Source organism: Syntrophomonas wolfei subsp. wolfei str. Goettingen G311 (genome assembly GCF_000014725.1).
GTDB lineage: Bacteria > Bacillota > Syntrophomonadia > Syntrophomonadales > Syntrophomonadaceae > Syntrophomonas > Syntrophomonas wolfei.
On record NC_008346.1, the window covers coordinates 1,968,771 to 1,986,415 of the forward strand.

Here is a 17,645-nt window from a genome sequence, read left to right on the forward strand (position 1 = left end):
CAAAACAGACCAGTATTCTTATGAATTGTCTTAAACAGATCGTAAGGATATTGGTCTTTTTGTTTTCGAGCAGACCAATAGAAAGAGGTGATGTGCAACTACTTCCCCTGCAATATCGAAAGTATCGTAATGATTTCAAAAACGAGGTTGAAAGTCAGAAAGAGATTCTTTCATGACATTTTGTGCCTCAAGAAAGGAATGAATAATAATGGCAGATACCATGAAAGCATTGGTTTACCGTGGACCCGAAAAGATAGGCCTGGAAGATGTTCCTATGCCCAAGATTATTGAACCCGATGATGCCATTGTCAAGGTAACGACTTCCACCATATGTGGAACCGATATTCATATCTGGCATGGCGGAATGCCAGAAGTCGAACCAGGCAGAATAATCGGTCACGAATTTGTTGGAGAAGTTGTGGAAGTTGGTCCGGCAGTCCGGAACAACAAAGTTGGAGACAAGGTTGCCGTTTCCTGTGTAACTCAATGCGGCGAATGCTTTTATTGTGTAAGGGGAGTATATTCCCATTGCACCACCGGCAGCTGGATATTTGGTTATATGATAGACGGATGTCAAGCCGAATATGTAAGAGTCCCTCATGCCAACCTGGGAATGTTCACCATTCCGGATGGGCTCACTGAAGAAGATGTGCTATTCGTAGGAGACATTTTGTCTACTGGATACTTTGGTTCTGAGCAAGGCCGCATAGAGCCCGGTGATACGGTTGCGGTTATGGGCGGCGGACCGGTCGGAATGTGTGCAATGACTACCGCCAGACTATGGGGGCCTGCCGAAATTATTGCTGTTGATATCAACCAGGAACGTCTGGATTTCGCTGTGAAGAATGGTATTGCCGATGTAGGAATCAATCCCCAGAAGGTCGGTAATGTTGGCGATGCCATTAGAGAACGGACCGGCGGGCGTGGAGCCGATGTCACCATTGAAGCTAATGGATTTAAACCCACCTTTGATATGGCAGTAGACAGCGTCAGACCAGGCGGCACTATTTCCCTGATCGGAGTTTTCGAAAAACCTCAGGAACTGGCTATGAATACCTTGTGGATTAAGAATATTCGCATAAGCATGGGGTTGGTAAACGCCAACCGGATTCCAGAATTAATCAAATTGATTCAAAGAGGGAAAATTGACACCAATTACTTGATTACCCATCGTGCCCCCTTAAATGACATCCTTAAAGGATACGATGTCTTTGGTGGCAAGAAAGACGGTTGCCTCAAGTGGGTTGTTACCCCTTATGTAAAATAGAAGCAGAGGATAATCATATCTTATCTATAAATTCATATTTTCTTTATTAAAATATTCTCATAAACAGCTTTTACCGCCCGCTTTTTAAAATAGCGCGGCGGTTCTTTTTTACTTCATAATTGATGATAATCCTTAATGATTGTTTACGCAAAAAGAAACGAAGTCGCTCATTAAAACACTTAGCCTTCCCCAGTGGTCGGCCAGGCGGAAGAAACCGGTATTAACTATACTCAAGCTAAACTTCGTCCAAAACATTGAATTCACGCTGGCCTTGCGGCTGCTGTTAATTGTCTAAAAGTCGTCCAGAATATACTTCCTACTTTTGGTAACTTTGACATTATGCATTACTTCCGTATAATATAAAGGAAATATTTATGGAAAAAATCCGATAACAATCGGTGGGAAGAGGGGATAGACTCTTTCCGCTATTATTTTGGGTTTTTTATACCGAAAAGATTTTTCGGCATTGACATCAATAATTGTCAATATTGAGGGGGAACCCATATGCTTACAATAAATGATATATCAAATGGTGTATTAAGAGCTGTGCAGAATTATCCTGTGAAACGTGTTTCTTTATTTGGATCATATGCTGATGGCAAGCAAAATGAAGAAAGTGATGTTGATCTTTTGATTGAGTTTACAACTTCAGGTGTTTCTCTTTTTTTGTTATCAGACTTAAAACAACGCCTGGAAGATGAACTTGCAACTACAGTTGACTTAATACATGCCCCATTATTAAAAGATGATTTAATTAATATCAAAAAGGTGATTGATATTTATGAAGTTCAAGGATAAACAAATTCTGGGAAAGCTTATTGATGAAACCACCATTATTATGCAAATGATTGATGGACTTAACTATAATGGTTTTCTTAACGATGAGAAAACAAAACGTGCAGTTTGTATGACACTGATTAATATAGGAGAATTAGTAAAGAACATATCTGATGAATTGAAATCGGATTATCCAGAAATTCCGTGGCGAGCAATATCGGGACTTAGGGATATTACAGCTCATAAATATCAAACCCTTAGAATGGAAGATGTATGGAAGACTGTTATTAGTGATGTAGAACCGTTGAAACAACGGCTTGAAAAAATGCTTGAAAGGGATTCCAAGTAAAAAAGAGTGTCAACTTCACCTCCCCCTCTACTGGCGCTGGCAGCCGGGGCCTTGCAGGATGCTGCGGCCTCCGGATTGGGTTATAACCTCTATCTGGGTGCTGATGCGCTCTTTTAAAGCGGGGACATGAGAAATTACGCCGATTAGCTTGCCGTCCTGCTGCAGCCCGGCCAGGGTGTTCAAGGCGGTATCGAGAACATCTTCATCCAGAGCACCAAAGCCTTCGTCTAAAAACAATGAATCCACGCTGACCTTGCGGCTGGCCATCTGGGATAGTCCCAGGGCCAGGGCCAGGCTGACCAGGAAACTCTCCCCCCCGGAGAGGTTGGCCGTGGAGCGGATTTCTCCCGCCTGGTAATTATCAATGATATTTAACTCCAGGGGCTGCTCCTGACTGCGCAGTAATATGTAGCGGTCACTCATCTTATGCAGCTGGCGATTGGCATGCTTGATCATGATATCGAAGCTCAATCCCTGGGCGAAATTACGGTATTTCTTGCCATCAGCGGAACCAATTAGATCATGCAATAGCTGCCAGCGTTGCAGTTCCTTCTTTTGTTCCTCCACCCGCTGCAGCTGCGTCTGCATTCGCCGGCGGCTTTGCTCACTGTCTTCCAGTGTTCTCCTGGCGGCTCCGATTTCTTCCCTTAGGTCAATTAACTCCTGCTCACCCAGCCGCTGTTTTTCCTCCAGTACTTCCCGGGCTTCTCCGCTTAGTTTCTGCTCTTTTTCTCGCTGCAGTTTTTCCTGCCGATCCTTCAGGCGAGTTTGCAGTTCAGTGGCCTCCTTGGTTAAAGCTTCCGCTTTTTGGGCCAGGGCCTGCTGTTCCTCTAGAGAAAGTCTGGCTTGCCGGTAATCCTCTTCCTGCTCAAAGCCGGCCTGCTGTAGCTGTCGGGTAAAACTCTCCTCTGAACTTTGCAGTTCCGGCGCGCGATTTTGTACAGTAACCGCCAGGGTTTTTTCCCGCTCTTCCAAGCGCAGCTGGTGACGCTGCAGCTCTTGCATATCTTCATAGGTCCGGTTGACCAATTCCTCAGCCAGGCCTATTTCTTCGTCCAGGCGAGCTTCTTCTTTATCCGGGTCGCGCTTGCCATATAGTTCAAAACGGGTTTCCTGCTGCCGGCGGTATTGTTCTTGCTGCTGCTTCAGCCGCTCCCGCTCACTCTGCAAAGCCGAGGCTTTATCTTTCAGCAGGATTCGCTTCTGTTCCACTTCGTTATGTAGTTTGTCCACCGCCTTCTCCAGGTCCAGCTTCTCTTTCTCTTTAGCTTCCCAGCGCTTTTTCCGTTCATCCAGGACCTTCTGAATAGCAGCCAGCTGCTCCAGAGGTAAATCAGCCATACCGTATGGGCTTATTTCCCGAAGGGTTTCCTCTTGCAGTTGCTCCAGCTCACCCTGCAAGCTCAGGTATTCCTGCTGCAGGCGCTCATCCTCCTGATCGGCTTGTTTTTGCTGCAAGATAGCCGCCTGCAATTCTTTGTCCGATTGGATAAAAGCTGTGCGGCTTTTTTCATAGTGAAGAGTCAAGGTCCCTATGTTCTTTTGCCATGTTTCTATCATCTTAAGCTGCCGCGAATGGTTTATGATATTTTGCCGACTCTGATTTGCCAGTCGCTCAAGCTCATCCCGGGTCTTTACCACAGATAAATCCAAACCCAGTTCATTCATACCCTCCCGGCGCAATTTGCTTTCTTTTTCCAGTTGTTGCTCTGCCTCTTTAACTGCAGCGCCGCTATGTTCCACTTCCTTATCTAACTTGCCCCTTAGTATTTCCTTCTTTTTTAAATCCTCACTTAGCTTCTTATGCTGCTTTCGGGCTTGATTGAGCTCCTTCTGGCTTTCATCCATCTGGGGTATGTTACCTTGAGCGTAGGGATGTTCGGTAGCCCCGCACAAGGGGCAGGCTTTGCCGTCTTCCAGCTGAGCTCGTTCCTCTTCCAAATCACGAATACGGTTAAGCAATAAGACCCGGGTCTCCAAACCATCAATCCTGGCGGCTAAATGGCCAGCTTCCTTTTCCCCCTGCTCTATTTCCCATACCAGCCGCTTTTGTTGCTCGTCCAACTGTTGTATTGATTCCCGCCCATTTCTTATATTATCCTCCAGCTGAACCATCCAGTCCCATACCTGCCCCAGGTTTTGCAGCTTATCATTCTGCTCCTTAAATTGCTCCAACTCGTCCCGCCACCAGGCAATTTCATACCCCTGCAAAGCCTCTTCCAGCTTATCCTGCTCCGCCTGCAGAACATCATATTGTTGTCTTTGCAGTTCTTTATTGCTTTCATGAGTGGCCGCTATTTCTTTCCTGGCATCCAGCAGGGATTGCAGAGCAAGCGCGGCCCGCTGACGCTCAAGCCCCTTTTGCTGCCAGGTTGATAAGAGTTCCTCCAGGCGCTTAAAAACCCGGCTAATACCGGTCAGGTTAGCAAGCAAGGCCGCATCCTGGGCATTTTTCCGCCGGTATTCTTCAATGGCGAGCAGGGCCTGGCCCATTTCTTTCGCCTTCTCTACCCCGGACGTTATTTCCCCCTGTAAAGCGCTACACTCGTTCTCGCTGGTACCAATAGCCACTTCCATGCCTTTAATCACCTGGCCCTGCTGTTTAAGCAGGATATCCATTTCCCGTACTTTTTTAGCCGTTTCCCCTTCACTTTTACGCAATAATTTAAGCTCAATTAATTCCTGGCGGCTGTTTTCCCAGCGTTCTGCGGCCTTGCCAGCGGCCTCCTTCTGCCGGGGCAGTTCTTCCCGGATTCGTTCTATTTCACTTAAATTACTTTTCTGCAAATCCCGCAGGTCTTTTAGCCGGATATAGGGAGCATCCAGAACCATGGCTTGCCGGGCCTTCTCTAAACGCCAGGCCTCCCCCTGAAAAGCCTGCTGTCGTTTTAAATATTGCTGCCATTGTTCCTCTATGTCCTTGATTTCATTTTCCCATCCTACCATGCGGTCCAGCCAGTCCAGGACTAACTGCAAGCCTTTTAGTTCTTCCTGCCGCTCTTTTCCCCGGGCTATTTTAGCTTGCATGTCCTGGCGCAAAGCTTCTTCTTCCTCGGTAGTGAGCAGCTTTATCCCGCTTATTTCCGCCTGCAGGATCTTCAGACGATCATTTTCCTCCCGCTGCCGTTCATGCACCTTCCTGGATATTTCACTGTAAATCTCGGTTCCGGTAATCTGCTCCAGTATAGGGGCGCGCTCGTCCGCTGGAGCCTGCAGGAAGGCAGCAAATCCCCCCTGGGCCAACATGATGGAGCGGGTAAAGCGGGTAAAATTCATGCCGGTAATGCGCTCCACCCGGGCGGCTACATCCCGAATTTTGTTTTCCAGGATTTGCCCGCTATGAGCATCAGCTATCTCATGTCTGTGGGGTTGCAGCTCTCCCTGCGGATTCTTCCGGGCCCGCTGCTGGCTCCAATGACAGCGGTAATAACCCTCCCGGGTCTCAAAGCTTATCTCAGCATAACAACTACCGGTATGCCGGGACATAATCTCATTGCTGCTCTTGTTCACCCGCTCCAGGCGCGGGGTACGCCCGTAAAGGGCCAGGCAGATGGCGTCAAGAACGGTGGTTTTGCCCGCTCCGGTGGGTCCGGTAATGGCAAAAATACCATCTGACAAATAGGCCGGGTGGGAAAAGTCTATTATCCATTCCCCCACCAGGGAATTTAGATTCTGAAAGCGTATCTGCTTAATCTTCATGCCTCATCCCTCCTACTCCGCCATCACATCTTCCATTAGCAGGGAATCAAGAATCTCATTATACATCTGGAGCAGACTTTCCCTCTGCTCGGCTTCAACTTCGTAAGCCTCCAGACAACGCCGGAAAACCTCGCTATGGTCCAGTTCACTGAGGACCTCCCCCTCTTCCATGAGGTTCATTACCTGTTGCCAGGAGCGATTATCGCTTACCCGCAAAAGTTCCAGCTCTGTTCCGGCCGTTGCTGCCTCCATTTGTTCCCGCAGGTCGCTGATTATTTCCTTTCCTTCATAGATGATTTCCAACCAGGCCTTTTGGGTCTTGGACTTCAGCTCTTCCAACTGCCGCTCAATCTCCTCCCGGTCACCCCGGATACTATGTAAAGCTTTAAAAAGGGGTACCTTAACCGGCATGACCTTCATTTGCCCGGCGCAGAATTCTACCATTATTACCTGCTTTTCCCACAAGGCTTCCGCAAAACCCATGGGGATAGGGGCTCCCGAATAACGGCAATTTTCCTGGCCCCCGACTAGTTGGGCCTTGTGTAAATGCCCCAGGGCCACATAATCGAAAACCGGCGGAAAATCACGGCCTACATGGGCCAGGGAACCGATATAGAGCTCCCTGACCCCGTCACCTTCCACCGTACTTCCCCCGGCAGCAAACAAATGCCCCATGGCCACCACCGGAATCGGCCCCGACAAAGCAGCCCTGATTTCTTCCGCCCGCCGTCCCACCAGCTCATAATGGGAGCGTATTCCCTCGACCAGCTTGCGGGCTTTATCCTCCAGGCTTTCACCTGCTTCCACGCTGCGAATATCCCGATCCCGCAGATAGGGAACCGCAGCAACGATTAATTCCGCTTCCCCTTGCGCATCTTTCAAGAGCAAAACTTCATCATCCAGGCTTTCTCCGATCTTCCCCACTATGTATACCTGCAAATAGCGCAGCAATTCACGCGGAGCGTTCAAAAAAGTCGGAGAGTCGTGGTTTCCCGCTGTTATTACTACATGCCGGCAAGGAGACTCGGCCACGCGGCAGAGAAAGCGATAATACAACTCCTGGGCCCGGTTGCTGGGAGTTGTGGTATCGAAAATATCCCCTGCCACCAGCAGGACATCGATACTTTCTTTTTCCAGCAATTCACCCAGCCAGTTCAGAAACGCTGCCGATTCTTCATACCTTTTGCGTCCTCGCAGGGAACAACCCAAATGCCAGTCCGAAGTGTGAATTATCTTCATGGCCATCTCCTTTCAGCAAAATAAGTCCCTTTATCTCCCTAGCAGGTATTCCACGGCCCGGGCGTACTGCTGGTCATAGCAATTTATTAGCTCCTGCCGCTTCCGGTTCAAGGCCTCCTGGGTAGTGAAATCCAAGATGCCGGAAGGATAAAGCCGCTGTTCTTGCTGAAATTTTTTAATAGCGTTAAAAGTCTTAATATCCAGTGTCATATCGGGTTTATCCAGTTCATAGCCACTGGCGGAAAGGATTTTTTCTGCGTTATAAACCTCCAGGGAACTGCTATTCAGTGCGGGTTTGCCGCTCTTTTCCAGCGGCATCAGGTTGCTTATTTCCCAACCATTAAGCGGCGTGGGATCTGAAACCTTAATGTCTGGAAGCAGTCCCTGCCCGTCAATATACTTTCCCGATGGGGTGATATAAATGCCGGTGGTAATCTTGGCCCATCCCATTATTTCACGGTCAGTGGCTTGAATGCCGTGATGAATCAACATTTCATTGCTATCCAGGCTGGTATCGGGATACAAACGGGCGTATTTTTGATAGGCTTCGGGGCTAAGCAGAGGAATAATGGCCTGTACCCTGGCTTTGCCATAGGTTTTGCTTCCCAAGAGCACCCCGGCTTGGGAATCCTGGATGGCGCCGGCTACTATTTCTGAGGCACTGGCCGTCATGCCATTAACCAGCACCACCAGCTTATATGGGGGGGCGGATAATTCCGAAGTGTAAACCTTATCCTTCATACCCGCTGCCTTGAACTTAATGGTGGTTATGGGGCCGGCAGGAACAAAGTGACGAGCCACGGCCACGGCCTGGGTCACTTCACCGCCGGTATTGTCCCGCAGATCCAGAACCAGTTTGCTTATTCCATCCTTTTCCGCTGCCTCCAGGACAGTCACCAAGAATTCTGCGGTATTGGAATTGAAGCTGTCAATAGCTATGTAACCTATTCCGCCCCGGTTTTCATAGCGGACGGGATTTAATTTGATGTCTTCCCTTTTTACTCTAAACTCAACTACATTTTTAATGCCGTTTCTGACTATCCCCAGGTTAACCAAACTATCTTTCGGGCCCCTGATCAATGTACTGACCTGCTCCACGGAGTAGCCCAATACATCTTTTTTATCGACTGTAACTAGCCGGTCTCCCGACAATAAACCAGCACTTTCCGCCGGGGAAGAGGGAAAAACCCGGGTGATGACAATATAGTTGTCCACCTTGGATAGGGCTACCCCGATACCTTCATAATTACCTTCCACCGATTCGAGCATCACCTGGGCTTCTTCACGGGTAAAAAAATCACTGTAGTCATCCAAACCCTGGAACATGCCCTTGAGTGCCCCCTGCGTTATTTGCTCTTCATTGACCTCAAAATAATAGCGGTCTTTGATAAAATGCATCATTTCCTGCAAATAGCTGTTATCGGCTGCATCAGCAGCGTTTGCCGGGATGGCTGAACCCAACGGGGCAAGCAAGAGCATGACCAGACTCAGGATTATTAGGACAACTAAATTCTGGTTTTTCATCAAAATCCCCCTCACAGAATATTTAAAAAGCTCTATTAAAACCCCCATTGGGAAGCTATTCCGTCATTACCTCCACCCCGTTTTCACTTACCCTCACGGTATGCTCCCACTGGGCGGACAGCGAATTGTCAGCCGTTATCGTAGTCCATCCATCATCCAGTTTGCGGCAGCGATAAGTCCCCACATTGACCATAGGCTCTACCGTAAAAACCATATTGGGAACCAGCAACATGCCGCTGTCCTGAGGGCCGTAATGTTGTACAAAGGGATCTTCGTGAAATTCCAACCCCACCCCATGTCCGCCAAAATCACGCACCACGGAAAAACCATGTTTATTGGCATGCTGTTCTATGGCAAAAGCAATATCCCCAATGCGATTAAAAGGTTTGACCTGCTCAATTCCCAGATAGAGGCACTCCCGGGCTACCTGTACCAGTTTTTTAGCTTCGGCAGAGACTTCGCCTATCATGAACATCCGCGAGGCATCCCCATAATAGCCGTCCAATATGGAGGTAATATCTACATTTACGATATCACCCTCTTTTAATTTTCTCGCACTGGGAATACCATGACAGATTACTTCATTAATAGAGGTACAAACACTGGCAGGAAAACCCTGATAGTTAAGCGTTGCCGGATAGGCACCGGCCGCAGCAAGTGCATCATTAACCCAGCGGTCAATTTCTGCCGTACTGATTCCCGCTTCAATTCTTTCTTCCACCAGGTTAAGGATACTCTTGGTCAACTGGCAACTCCGGCGAATACCTTCTATCTGTGCTTCCGTTTTGATTAGCTTTCGCTCCGGAACCAGAATACCCTTTCTCTTGAAATCCTCCAGGTAAAGGTCTTGCTCCATATGGCACTTCTTATATTTCTTTCCACTCCCGCACCAGCAGGAATCGTTACGCGATAAAGCGATAATCTATCCCTCCCTTTCCAAGTATCAACCAGAATAATTATAGCATAAGCTCTTACTCCTCTCCTACCTGGCCGGGAATCAGGTACCAGGAAACCTGGCACTCAGTCAATACCTAACTACCCCCCATGGGCCAAAGAGCACAACACAGCAATGAAAAGTAGATTATTAGTTAGGTTATATTTCAGTAGAACCGTCCCTGTAAATATTATCCTCGAACTAAAAAAGAAGGAAATACGCATAGAGTTAAGAATATATTATAAAAAAGTAGAGAGGATGATGAACTTGAAGAAAAACCTGCCTTTAACCCTGTGTTTGCTGGCCCTATTCCTGTTTACTGCATTATTAGCTGGTTGCGGTACAGCACCCCAGGACACCAGCGCCCCGGCTGATAAAGAGGCGTCAGCCCCCAGCAGCGACAAATTGAGTGACAGCGAACCAATATTAAAGGATTTACTGGGCAAAGGAAAAGCCGTAAGTGAAATGTCCTTTGATTGTGAAACCCAGATAGGGGAGCAGAAGATGCTGGTCAAAACCTGGATTAAAGGGAAGAAAGTGCGCAGCGAAATGGAGAGCCCGGAAGCCGTCGGCAAGATTATTAATATAATCGATAGTGCAGCAGGCGTAGTCTATGTTTACCAACCGGAACAAAAGATGGCTACCAAGATGGACATATCCATGGCCCAACAGGATGGTTCCAGTTCCCCACAAGAAGACCTGGAGGCTATGAACCCGGATAAGATGAAATACGTGGGCAAAGATACTATTGACGGAAAGAAGTGCCTGGTTTACGAAATTACCGCGGACAATTCTGGGACCAGCAAAGTTTGGTTGTGGGAGGAAAACGGCATACCTCTCCGCATGGAAGCTACTGCTGATGGCGAAAAATTGGTGATAGTATACCGCAACATTAAAGTAGGGGGAATTCCTGATTCCATGTTTGAACTGCCTGAGGGAACCCAGATTATGGAGTTCAATATGCCCACTATGCCCACGCCATAAAGAATCAGCCTTTTCCGTAATGTTGTAGCACGATTTAAAAAAGCCAGGAGGGATTAAAAAACCCGCCTGGCTTTTTTGCTATCTCTTTTGGCCCAAATCAAAAAAGGGCAAATCCTAACGAAGTCTTCAGCAGTCCAAGTCTTCTTGAGCCGCCAGGAAACCCTCACCTTCTCTACCATATCATATGCCGCTCAGCCTCGCTTTTTAGATAATCGCGGAAATTAGGATGAGCAATATTGACCAGTTCTTTTACCCTCTCCCTTATAGAGCGCCCCCGCAAACAGGCTACCCCGAACTCGGTGATAACATAATCCACATCCACCCGGGAGGTAGTAACCACCGTACCGGGGTCGAAGAAGGGTACAATACGGGAAACGCTATCGTCCCGGGCCGTAGAGTAAAAGGCCAGAATAGATTTACCACCGGGCGATTCCTGCGCACCGGTAACGAATTCCTTGTGCCCGCCGGTACCGCTGTAGAGACGAGAACCTACCGATTCGGCACAACATTGTCCGGTCAAGTCGATTTCCAACATGGAGTTGATGGATACCATTTTATGATTGCGACCGATAATGGCCGGGTCGTTCACTATGCTTCCCCGGTGAAACTCCACCGCCATGTTTTCATCCAGAAAGTCATACAACCTCCGGCTGCCCAGTCCAACATCGGTAATAAACTTATCTTTCCACAGGGTCTTTTTTCGGTTGCTGATGGCTCCGGCCTCATAAAGATCCAGAATGCAATCGCTAAACATCTCCGAATGCACCCCCAGATCCTTTTTGTTCCTTAAGCTGTACGCTACCGCCCCGGGAATACTGCCAAACCCGATCTGAATGGTGGAACCGTCTTCAATCAAATCCGCCGCATAAGCCCCGATCAGGTGGTCCTTTTCCGTAAGTACCGGTGGATCCATGGTGGGGATTTCTCTTTCGCTTTCCACAATATAATCAATTTGCGAAATATGCACATGGGTATCGCCAAAGGTTCGGGGCAAACGAGGGTTGACTTCCATTATTACCACATCAGCTTGTTCAACAAAATCTTTCTCCAAAACAGTAGAAAGAGAAAGAGAGAGGTAACCGTGCTTATCCATGGGGGAGGCACAACCAAAGAAGACATTGGGACGGCGATGAAATATGCGCTTACTGCTGAATTGATGCAGTTGCAGCGGCACATAGGATACATTCCCCTGGGGGTGGGCCTGGCGGGGAGCCTTGCTGTAAAACCAGCTGTTCAAGAGAAATTTCCCTGCCAGTTCTGGATTCATAAAAAATTCATATTCACCCATCATCATGGCATTGACTACTGAAACATTCTCCACTTTGTCTTTAATATGATGCAGATTACTCAAGAGGGTAACCGGCTCACAAGCAGCCAGGCTACAGACAATCTCCTGATTGCTTTTAACCGCTTCCAGCGCTTCCAGCACCGGAACCAGCTTGCGCTGATAGAGTTCCTTGTAGTTCATACAACACCTCATATTTTACGAATTTTATGCTTTAATTATTGGTAATAGTATTTTAAACCAGGGCTATCCTGTTGACAATTTGCTTGCTACTCTACTGTATCATCGATGATTGTACCATAGCTTGGGCATTGAACAAAGAGTAAATTTACCACTATGAGATTCCTCTTTCCCAGCAAACAAAACACCTGGCCGGAGCCAGGCGTCTTTTATAATTAAGGAGGGGATAATGTCTTTATTATATTAACATAAGTCATTGTCATTATTTGTAAAAACAGGACAGGCTGTCAATTTAATTTTACTTGCCAGACTATTCATTTTGATCATCCCCAGGTCAGTACAGGCTAAACCCCAGGGGTATCCCAGCGCCGCGCCAGGCCCTGGGTCAGGCGGTCGATTACAATGGCCAGAACCACTATAGCCCAGCCCGCCTCAAAACCTCCCCCAACATCAATGCGGTTGGTACAGATTAAGACCACCTCTCCCATTCCCCCAGCCCCAATCATACTGGCTATTACCACCATGGCCAGTGCCATCATAGTCGTCTGATTGATTCCCGCCAGGATAGAGGGCATAGCCAGAGGAATACGCACTTCTTTCATTAACTGCCAGGAAGTAGCCCCGAAGGCCAATGCCGCCTCCTGCACCGAAGATGGGACCTGGCGAATCCCCAGGTTGGTAAGACGAACCACCGGAGGCAGCGCATATATTACGGTAGCTACTACACCCGGCACCTTGCCCAGGCCAAAGAGCATCAAGGCTGGGATAAGGTAGACAAAACTGGGCATAGTTTGCATAGCATCGAGTATTGGCGTAACCATGGTATTGCAGCGATCCGAAACCGCCATGGCGATGCCCAGAGGAATTCCCAGAAGCAAAGAAATGATAACCGAAACAATTACAATGCCCAGAGTTTCCATGGCAATTCCCCAGAATCCGAAAATTCCTACCGTGAAAAGCAAAAGACCCGGCATAATGGTCTTCACCACTTCGTGGGTCTGCCTCCAGGCAATCACCATTACCGCGATAATCCAAAGCCACCATGGAATGGCCACAAGTATATGCTCTATCTGCAACAGCATCCCCAGCACCATGTTGCTGAAAGCAGTGAAAAAGGGTTCCCAGGCCACCGTAATCCACTTGACAAAATCGCTGATATACGGCGCTACATGAAATTCAATATCTGATGGAAACAAGAATTATCACCTCCCGGCAGCGACTTTCCCCACCCGGGTACTGGCATGGGCTTCGATGCTCCGCACCCGGCTCACCCGGCCCTTATCCAGTAATTGGGCGATTCGCTGCTCGTCTTGCACAAAACGCTGCACATATTCATCAGCCGGATGCATTACTATATCCTGAGGCCGTCCTACCTGAACAAATACCCCCGCGCCCATTACCGCCATGCGGTCACCTAAGCGCAAGGCTTCGCCCAAATCGTGGGTTACGAAAATAATGGTCTTTTGCCACTCCTTCTGCAGCTTGATCAGTTCATCCTGCATTTCCCGGCGAATCAGAGGGTCCAGCCCACTAAAGGGTTCATCCATCAGCAACAGGTCCGTATCCTGAACCAGGGCCCGGGCTATACCCACCCTCTGCTGCATGCCACCGGAAAGCTGGTGCGGGTATTTTTTCTCCCAACCAGCCAGGCCTACTTGCCTCAGCGCTTCCTGAGCCCGGGATTCCCGCAGCTCACGCGCCAGGCCTCTTAATTTAAGCCCAAAGGCTACATTTTCCAATACATTGCGATGAGGCAACAAACCATAATGCTGAAAGACCATGGCCGCTTCCCCCCGGCGAAAGACAGTTAGCTCTTCCGCATCCATAGAAGTGACCTCTTTTCCTCTTACCCTGATAACCCCCGCACTGGGCTCAATCAAGCGAGTGAGGCAGCGAATCAGGGTTGATTTTCCACTACCGGAAAGCCCCATAATAACGAAGACCTCACCTCGTTTAACCTGAAATGAAACATCGCGAACCGCAATTACCGCTCCAGCAGCTTCAGCCTTTTCTATGGCCACAGGATCAGACAAGTCCAAGGCTTTTTCCGTTTTATGATAAACTTTCCAAAGTCGATCAACTTCAAGCAGGTTAAAATCCTGCATCCCCATCTACTTCACCTCTTCCAAAGCCTGGTCCACCCTGGCAGCTACATCGGCTGGAACCCAGCCGTGCCATTCATCCTTGTACTTCTGCAAGAAATAGACGGCAGCCGCTTTTTCATCATTATTGTGGTCACTCATATAGGCCAGAAACTCATTATTTTGTTCCAGGCTGGTTTCATATTTCTGCAAAAATTCCACCACTTCCGGAGCTCTTTTCTCCAGTTCGCTGTTAATTCCTATTAAGACCTGAGCGGACGGATAGGAGCAAGCCCGGTTGCTTTCATCCTGCCAAACGGCATCATCAAAATCCGGCTCTTCCAAGCGGGTCATTTTCAGCTTGCCCATTACCCAGGTTGGTTCCCAGTAATAGCCAAACCAGGGCTCACCCTTTTCATAAGCGGAAACCATGGAAGCTACCAGAGCCGGGTCCGAACCGGTAATAAAATTATTATAATTCTTATCCAAACCATAGCTCTTTATTTTTATCCCGTTTATGCTGGTACAACTCCAACCTGGAGGGCTATTGTGAAAGCGTCCCTTGCTCGGAACTTCCCGGTCCTTGAACAGTTCCCAATAACGAGGCAGATCGCTGATTTTCTTAAGATCGGGTGCAGTCGCTTCTATCCCCCGCTCCGCATCCCCCTCTATCATGTAAGTCGGTACATACCATCCCTGCGGAGCATCCGGGAAATTGGGGCCCAGGTTCTTCACCTTGCCTGAAGCCAGAGCCTCTTTCCAGGCTTCCTCGATATTGTCAGCCCAAACCTCCATGTAAATATCGATATTTCCCTTTACCATTCCTTGAAGAGCTGGCAGGGTTTCCGCAAATAAGTACTCCGGTTCGGGATAGCCATAACCGTGTTGCAGAATATAGCCTACTATCCGGTTATGCACTTTGATGCTATCCCAGCTAACATCAACCAGAACCAGCCTGGGCTTGTCGCTTCCGTCCTGGCTTCCGCTATCTCCCCCGGTCTTTGAACATCCCATTAAAAAAAGGGAGAAGCAGAGTAATAGCAGAAACGACATAAGCAAGCACCTGCTGCCTGAGCGGCGCAAAAAGATTTGTAATTGTTGCATAGAAAAAACTCCTTACCGGCAGGCAAGAAAAACGGATAAATTTGTGGGGCCAGGAATACAAAGCAAGGAGAGAGCAAAAAACTCCCTCCGCCAAATGCGGAACCTGGATTATGCTGGATTATACTTATCCAAACTATGTTTAAGGTTTATGAGATAAAAACCTGCAACACCCGTGTCGCCTACGAGGTTAGCTGACGGGCTCGGGCTCGGGTTAGCCCTATCCCCTTCCTGGCCGTCATTACTCCAGGAACCGGAAACTCGCCCCAAAAATGGTTTCCCCGCGTTTCTATACTAGAAACTTCGGCCTGCCTATAAATTTATTTTATATTAATAGCCTAGGCTACTTATTTTTTCAAGTCAAGTCGCAAATTCCAGCATATTGCCAGGTTCAGAAGGGAAAACCAGTAAAACCGGGCGATTGGGTCTTATATAGTTAGAAATCCTTACCAAAATGATTCTAAAAACGAATTGAAAGAATAGTAAAAAGAGAAGCACGCTATAAATTGCATACAATGCATACAATATAACGAGGTGAAAATATCCCCGCCAAGCGGGCGCCTATTAACCAAACAGGTGGCGGGTTCTAACCCCCCACCTCGTTGCAGCACTGTGTGGAAACTGCTCTGCATTTTCTTCCATGCTTTTAAAAATTTCCCTCGATTAATCCCATCTAATTAGTTTATAATTCTAATATACATTCTGGAAATACTTAACATTATGCCGGATAGGGGAGTGAAGTGTATTAAAAATGTGAGGAAAACCATACTTATATTGATAAGCTGTGTCCTTATCTTTCTTGTGGCCGCCTGTTCCGGACAGAAGACTGAATACATAAAAAGCGTCAGTGACCTGAACAAAACCGGCTATATCATCGGTGTCCCGGAAGGAACCCCACCGGAGGAAGTTGCTGCGCCATGCGCCGCTCACACCTGAAAACCTTGTCGGGAATCGCCCAGGTGTATATTCGCTTGGTGCAGGGCATTCCTATTGTGCTGCTTCTGATGATTTTATATTACATACTGTTTGCGCAAGTGGATATTGATCCGGTATTAATTGCGGTTGTCGGCTTTTCCCTGAATTTTTCGGCTTATGCTGCAGAAATCTTCCGCACGGCTATTGACGCTACCGACAAGGGACAGCTGGAAGCCGCATATGCACTGGGCTTTTCCCAATATGCCGGATTCTTTAAGGTAACGCTGCCCCAGGCGATGCTGCATATTCTTCCGATTTATAAGGGTGAATTTGTCAGCATGGTAAAGATGACCTCGGTGGTTGGGTACATTGCTATACAGGATCTTACCAAAATGAGCGATATTATCCGCAGCCGTACCTTTGATGCCTTCTTTCCGCTTTTCGCCACAGCCTTTATCTACTTTGTACTGACCTATCTGTTTATTTACCTGATGGGCCGGGTGGAGATTCAAATTGATCCGAAACGCCGCAAACGGATGATAAAAGGCATTCAGGCCATAAGCTTGGCGGAAAAGGAGGTGTCTGCATGATAACAATAAAGGGTTTATCAAAAAGCTATGGAAATTTAAGGGTACTGGAAAATGTCAGTACCGAAATAAATAAAGGCGAGGTCATTTCTATTATAGGCCCTTCCGGCTGTGGGAAATCAACTTTTCTGCGCTGTATCAATCTCCTGGAAAGACCGACAGGAGGCGAAATTACCATAGACGGACAAAATATTCTTAGCCGCAATGCTGATGTTTCCAAGCTCCGGCAGAAGATGGGCATGGTTTTTCAATCCTTTAACCTTTTTTCTCATCTTATGATTATTGAGAATATTATGCTGGCTCCGGTCAGTCTTTTGAAGGTGCCCCGTAAACAGGCATATGAAGAAGGGATGAAATATCTTGAAATGGTCGGGCTGGGCGCAAAAGCCATAGCGTTTCCCGATGAACTTTCCGGAGGACAGAAGCAGCGAGCTGCCATTGCCCGTACCCTGGCCATGCAGCCGGAAATCGTGCTGTTTGATGAGCCAACCTCCGCCCTCGACCCCACTATGGTCAGTGAGGTTCAGGCCGTTATTCGCAAGCTTGCCGCAGACGGGCTAACCATGATGATTGTGACCCATGAGATGAAATTCGCCCGGGATGTATCCAGCCGGGTTTTCTACATGGACGAAAAAGGTATTTATGAGGATGGTTCACCCGCCCAGTCTTTGATTTACCCCAAAAACCGAGGACCAGGGCTTTTATAAAAAAGATAACTTCCTT

The 17,645-nt window shown here is 47.9% G+C and carries 15 protein-coding genes and 1 riboswitch; of the genes, 7 read left to right on the plus strand and 8 right to left on the minus strand.

What is annotated here, in order from left to right:
- The first annotated feature begins 208 nt into the window (after nucleotides 1-208).
- The 3 genes from SWOL_RS08915 to SWOL_RS08925 all read left to right on the plus strand — a co-directional run bounded on the left by SWOL_RS08915 (nucleotide 209) and on the right by SWOL_RS08925 (nucleotide 2,393).
- On the plus strand, nucleotides 209-1,267 hold the full coding sequence (locus SWOL_RS08915; protein ID WP_011641122.1) for an alcohol dehydrogenase: 1,059 nt from the start codon (nucleotides 209-211) through the stop codon (nucleotides 1,265-1,267).
- Between the two features lie 504 nt (nucleotides 1,268-1,771).
- Nucleotides 1,772-2,065 carry a nucleotidyltransferase family protein gene (locus SWOL_RS08920; protein WP_011641123.1) on the plus strand — a complete coding sequence of 98 codons (294 nt, stop codon included), beginning with the start codon at nucleotides 1,772-1,774 and terminating at the stop codon, nucleotides 2,063-2,065.
- Nucleotides 2,049-2,393, plus strand: a complete 345-nt coding sequence (locus tag SWOL_RS08925; RefSeq protein WP_011641124.1) for a HepT-like ribonuclease domain-containing protein — start codon at nucleotides 2,049-2,051, stop codon at nucleotides 2,391-2,393. Before SWOL_RS08920 ends, SWOL_RS08925 begins: the two co-directional genes overlap by 17 nt.
- 27 nt (nucleotides 2,394-2,420) lie before the next feature.
- Here the strand turns inward: SWOL_RS08925 and SWOL_RS08930 are convergent, their stop codons facing one another.
- The 4 genes from SWOL_RS08930 to map are packed head-to-tail and all read right to left on the minus strand — an operon-like array spanning nucleotide 2,421 to nucleotide 9,774.
- The gene (locus SWOL_RS08930) at nucleotides 2,421-6,092 is read right to left on the minus strand and encodes an SbcC/MukB-like Walker B domain-containing protein (RefSeq protein ID WP_011641125.1); all 3,672 of its coding nucleotides are present in this window, start codon (nucleotides 6,090-6,092) and stop codon (nucleotides 2,421-2,423) included.
- 12 nt (nucleotides 6,093-6,104) lie between these two features.
- Nucleotides 6,105-7,331, minus strand: a complete 1,227-nt coding sequence (locus SWOL_RS08935) for an exonuclease SbcCD subunit D C-terminal domain-containing protein (protein ID WP_011641126.1) — start codon at nucleotides 7,329-7,331, stop codon at nucleotides 6,105-6,107.
- Between the two features lie 30 nt (nucleotides 7,332-7,361).
- A complete protein-coding gene (locus SWOL_RS08940) occupies nucleotides 7,362-8,855 on the minus strand; it encodes a S41 family peptidase (RefSeq protein WP_011641127.1) in 1,494 nt (497 codons plus the stop codon).
- A gap of 55 nt (nucleotides 8,856-8,910) precedes the next feature.
- The gene (gene map / locus SWOL_RS08945) at nucleotides 8,911-9,774 is read right to left on the minus strand and encodes a type I methionyl aminopeptidase (protein ID WP_041427497.1); all 864 of its coding nucleotides are present in this window, start codon (nucleotides 9,772-9,774) and stop codon (nucleotides 8,911-8,913) included.
- 273 nt (nucleotides 9,775-10,047) lie between these two features.
- On the opposite strand from map, the gene SWOL_RS08950 reads away from it, so the two are divergent.
- A complete protein-coding gene (locus tag SWOL_RS08950) occupies nucleotides 10,048-10,773 on the plus strand; it encodes a LolA family protein (protein ID WP_207635281.1) in 726 nt (241 codons plus the stop codon).
- Between the two features lie 172 nt (nucleotides 10,774-10,945).
- Here the strand turns inward: SWOL_RS08950 and SWOL_RS08955 are convergent, their stop codons facing one another.
- The 4 genes from SWOL_RS08955 to SWOL_RS08970 all read right to left on the minus strand — a co-directional run bounded on the left by SWOL_RS08955 (nucleotide 10,946) and on the right by SWOL_RS08970 (nucleotide 15,423).
- Nucleotides 10,946-12,241, minus strand: coding sequence for an acetyl-CoA hydrolase/transferase family protein (locus SWOL_RS08955; RefSeq protein WP_011641130.1), 1,296 nt, complete (start codon nucleotides 12,239-12,241; stop codon nucleotides 10,946-10,948).
- A 341-nt stretch (nucleotides 12,242-12,582) separates the two neighbouring features.
- A complete protein-coding gene (locus SWOL_RS08960) occupies nucleotides 12,583-13,434 on the minus strand; it encodes an ABC transporter permease (protein WP_011641131.1) in 852 nt (283 codons plus the stop codon).
- Between the two features lie 6 nt (nucleotides 13,435-13,440).
- Nucleotides 13,441-14,349, minus strand: coding sequence for a betaine/proline/choline family ABC transporter ATP-binding protein (locus tag SWOL_RS08965; RefSeq protein ID WP_011641132.1), 909 nt, complete (start codon nucleotides 14,347-14,349; stop codon nucleotides 13,441-13,443).
- Complete coding sequence (locus SWOL_RS08970; protein WP_155814188.1) at nucleotides 14,350-15,423, minus strand: ABC transporter substrate-binding protein; 1,074 nt, start codon at nucleotides 15,421-15,423, stop codon at nucleotides 14,350-14,352. It abuts the gene before it with no gap.
- 162 nt (nucleotides 15,424-15,585) lie between these two features.
- A riboswitch (cyclic di-AMP (ydaO/yuaA leader) is annotated at nucleotides 15,586-15,739 on the minus strand.
- Between the two features lie 416 nt (nucleotides 15,740-16,155).
- Here SWOL_RS08970 and SWOL_RS08975 point away from each other — a divergent pair.
- From SWOL_RS08975 to SWOL_RS08985, 3 genes are read left to right on the plus strand one after another with little or no spacing between them, the layout of a single operon-like run.
- Nucleotides 16,156-16,356 (plus strand): hypothetical protein, encoded by a 201-nt coding sequence (locus SWOL_RS08975; protein ID WP_155814189.1) that lies wholly within the window; start codon nucleotides 16,156-16,158, stop codon nucleotides 16,354-16,356.
- Complete coding sequence (locus tag SWOL_RS08980; RefSeq protein WP_011641134.1) at nucleotides 16,338-16,925, plus strand: amino acid ABC transporter permease; 588 nt, start codon at nucleotides 16,338-16,340, stop codon at nucleotides 16,923-16,925. The genes SWOL_RS08975 and SWOL_RS08980 overlap by 19 nt, the downstream gene beginning before the upstream one ends.
- The gene (locus tag SWOL_RS08985; RefSeq protein WP_011641135.1) at nucleotides 16,922-17,629 is read left to right on the plus strand and encodes an amino acid ABC transporter ATP-binding protein; all 708 of its coding nucleotides are present in this window, start codon (nucleotides 16,922-16,924) and stop codon (nucleotides 17,627-17,629) included. Before SWOL_RS08980 ends, SWOL_RS08985 begins: the two co-directional genes overlap by 4 nt.
- The last annotated feature ends 16 nt before the right edge of the window (nucleotides 17,630-17,645 follow it).

Excerpts from the sequence above, each read along its gene's own strand:
- SWOL_RS08985 (WP_011641135.1), top strand. The coding sequence starts at position 16,922 with ATGATAACAATAAAGGGTTTATCAAAAAGCTATGGAAATTTAAGGGTA.
- SWOL_RS08930 (WP_011641125.1), bottom strand. The coding sequence starts at position 6,092 with ATGAAGATTAAGCAGATACGCTTTCAGAATCTAAATTCCCTGGTGGGG.
- SWOL_RS08940 (WP_011641127.1), bottom strand. The coding sequence starts at position 8,855 with ATGAAAAACCAGAATTTAGTTGTCCTAATAATCCTGAGTCTGGTCATG.
- SWOL_RS08955 (WP_011641130.1), bottom strand. The coding sequence starts at position 12,241 with ATGAACTACAAGGAACTCTATCAGCGCAAGCTGGTTCCGGTGCTGGAA.
- SWOL_RS08915 (WP_011641122.1), top strand. The coding sequence starts at position 209 with ATGGCAGATACCATGAAAGCATTGGTTTACCGTGGACCCGAAAAGATA.
- SWOL_RS08920 (WP_011641123.1), top strand. The coding sequence starts at position 1,772 with ATGCTTACAATAAATGATATATCAAATGGTGTATTAAGAGCTGTGCAG.
- SWOL_RS08980 (WP_011641134.1), top strand. The coding sequence starts at position 16,338 with ATGCGCCGCTCACACCTGAAAACCTTGTCGGGAATCGCCCAGGTGTAT.
- SWOL_RS08935 (WP_011641126.1), bottom strand. The coding sequence starts at position 7,331 with ATGAAGATAATTCACACTTCGGACTGGCATTTGGGTTGTTCCCTGCGA.
- SWOL_RS08965 (WP_011641132.1), bottom strand. The coding sequence starts at position 14,349 with ATGGGGATGCAGGATTTTAACCTGCTTGAAGTTGATCGACTTTGGAAA.
- SWOL_RS08970 (WP_155814188.1), bottom strand. The coding sequence starts at position 15,423 with ATGCAACAATTACAAATCTTTTTGCGCCGCTCAGGCAGCAGGTGCTTG.
- SWOL_RS08950 (WP_207635281.1), top strand. The coding sequence starts at position 10,048 with ATGATGAACTTGAAGAAAAACCTGCCTTTAACCCTGTGTTTGCTGGCC.
- SWOL_RS08925 (WP_011641124.1), top strand. The coding sequence starts at position 2,049 with ATGAAGTTCAAGGATAAACAAATTCTGGGAAAGCTTATTGATGAAACC.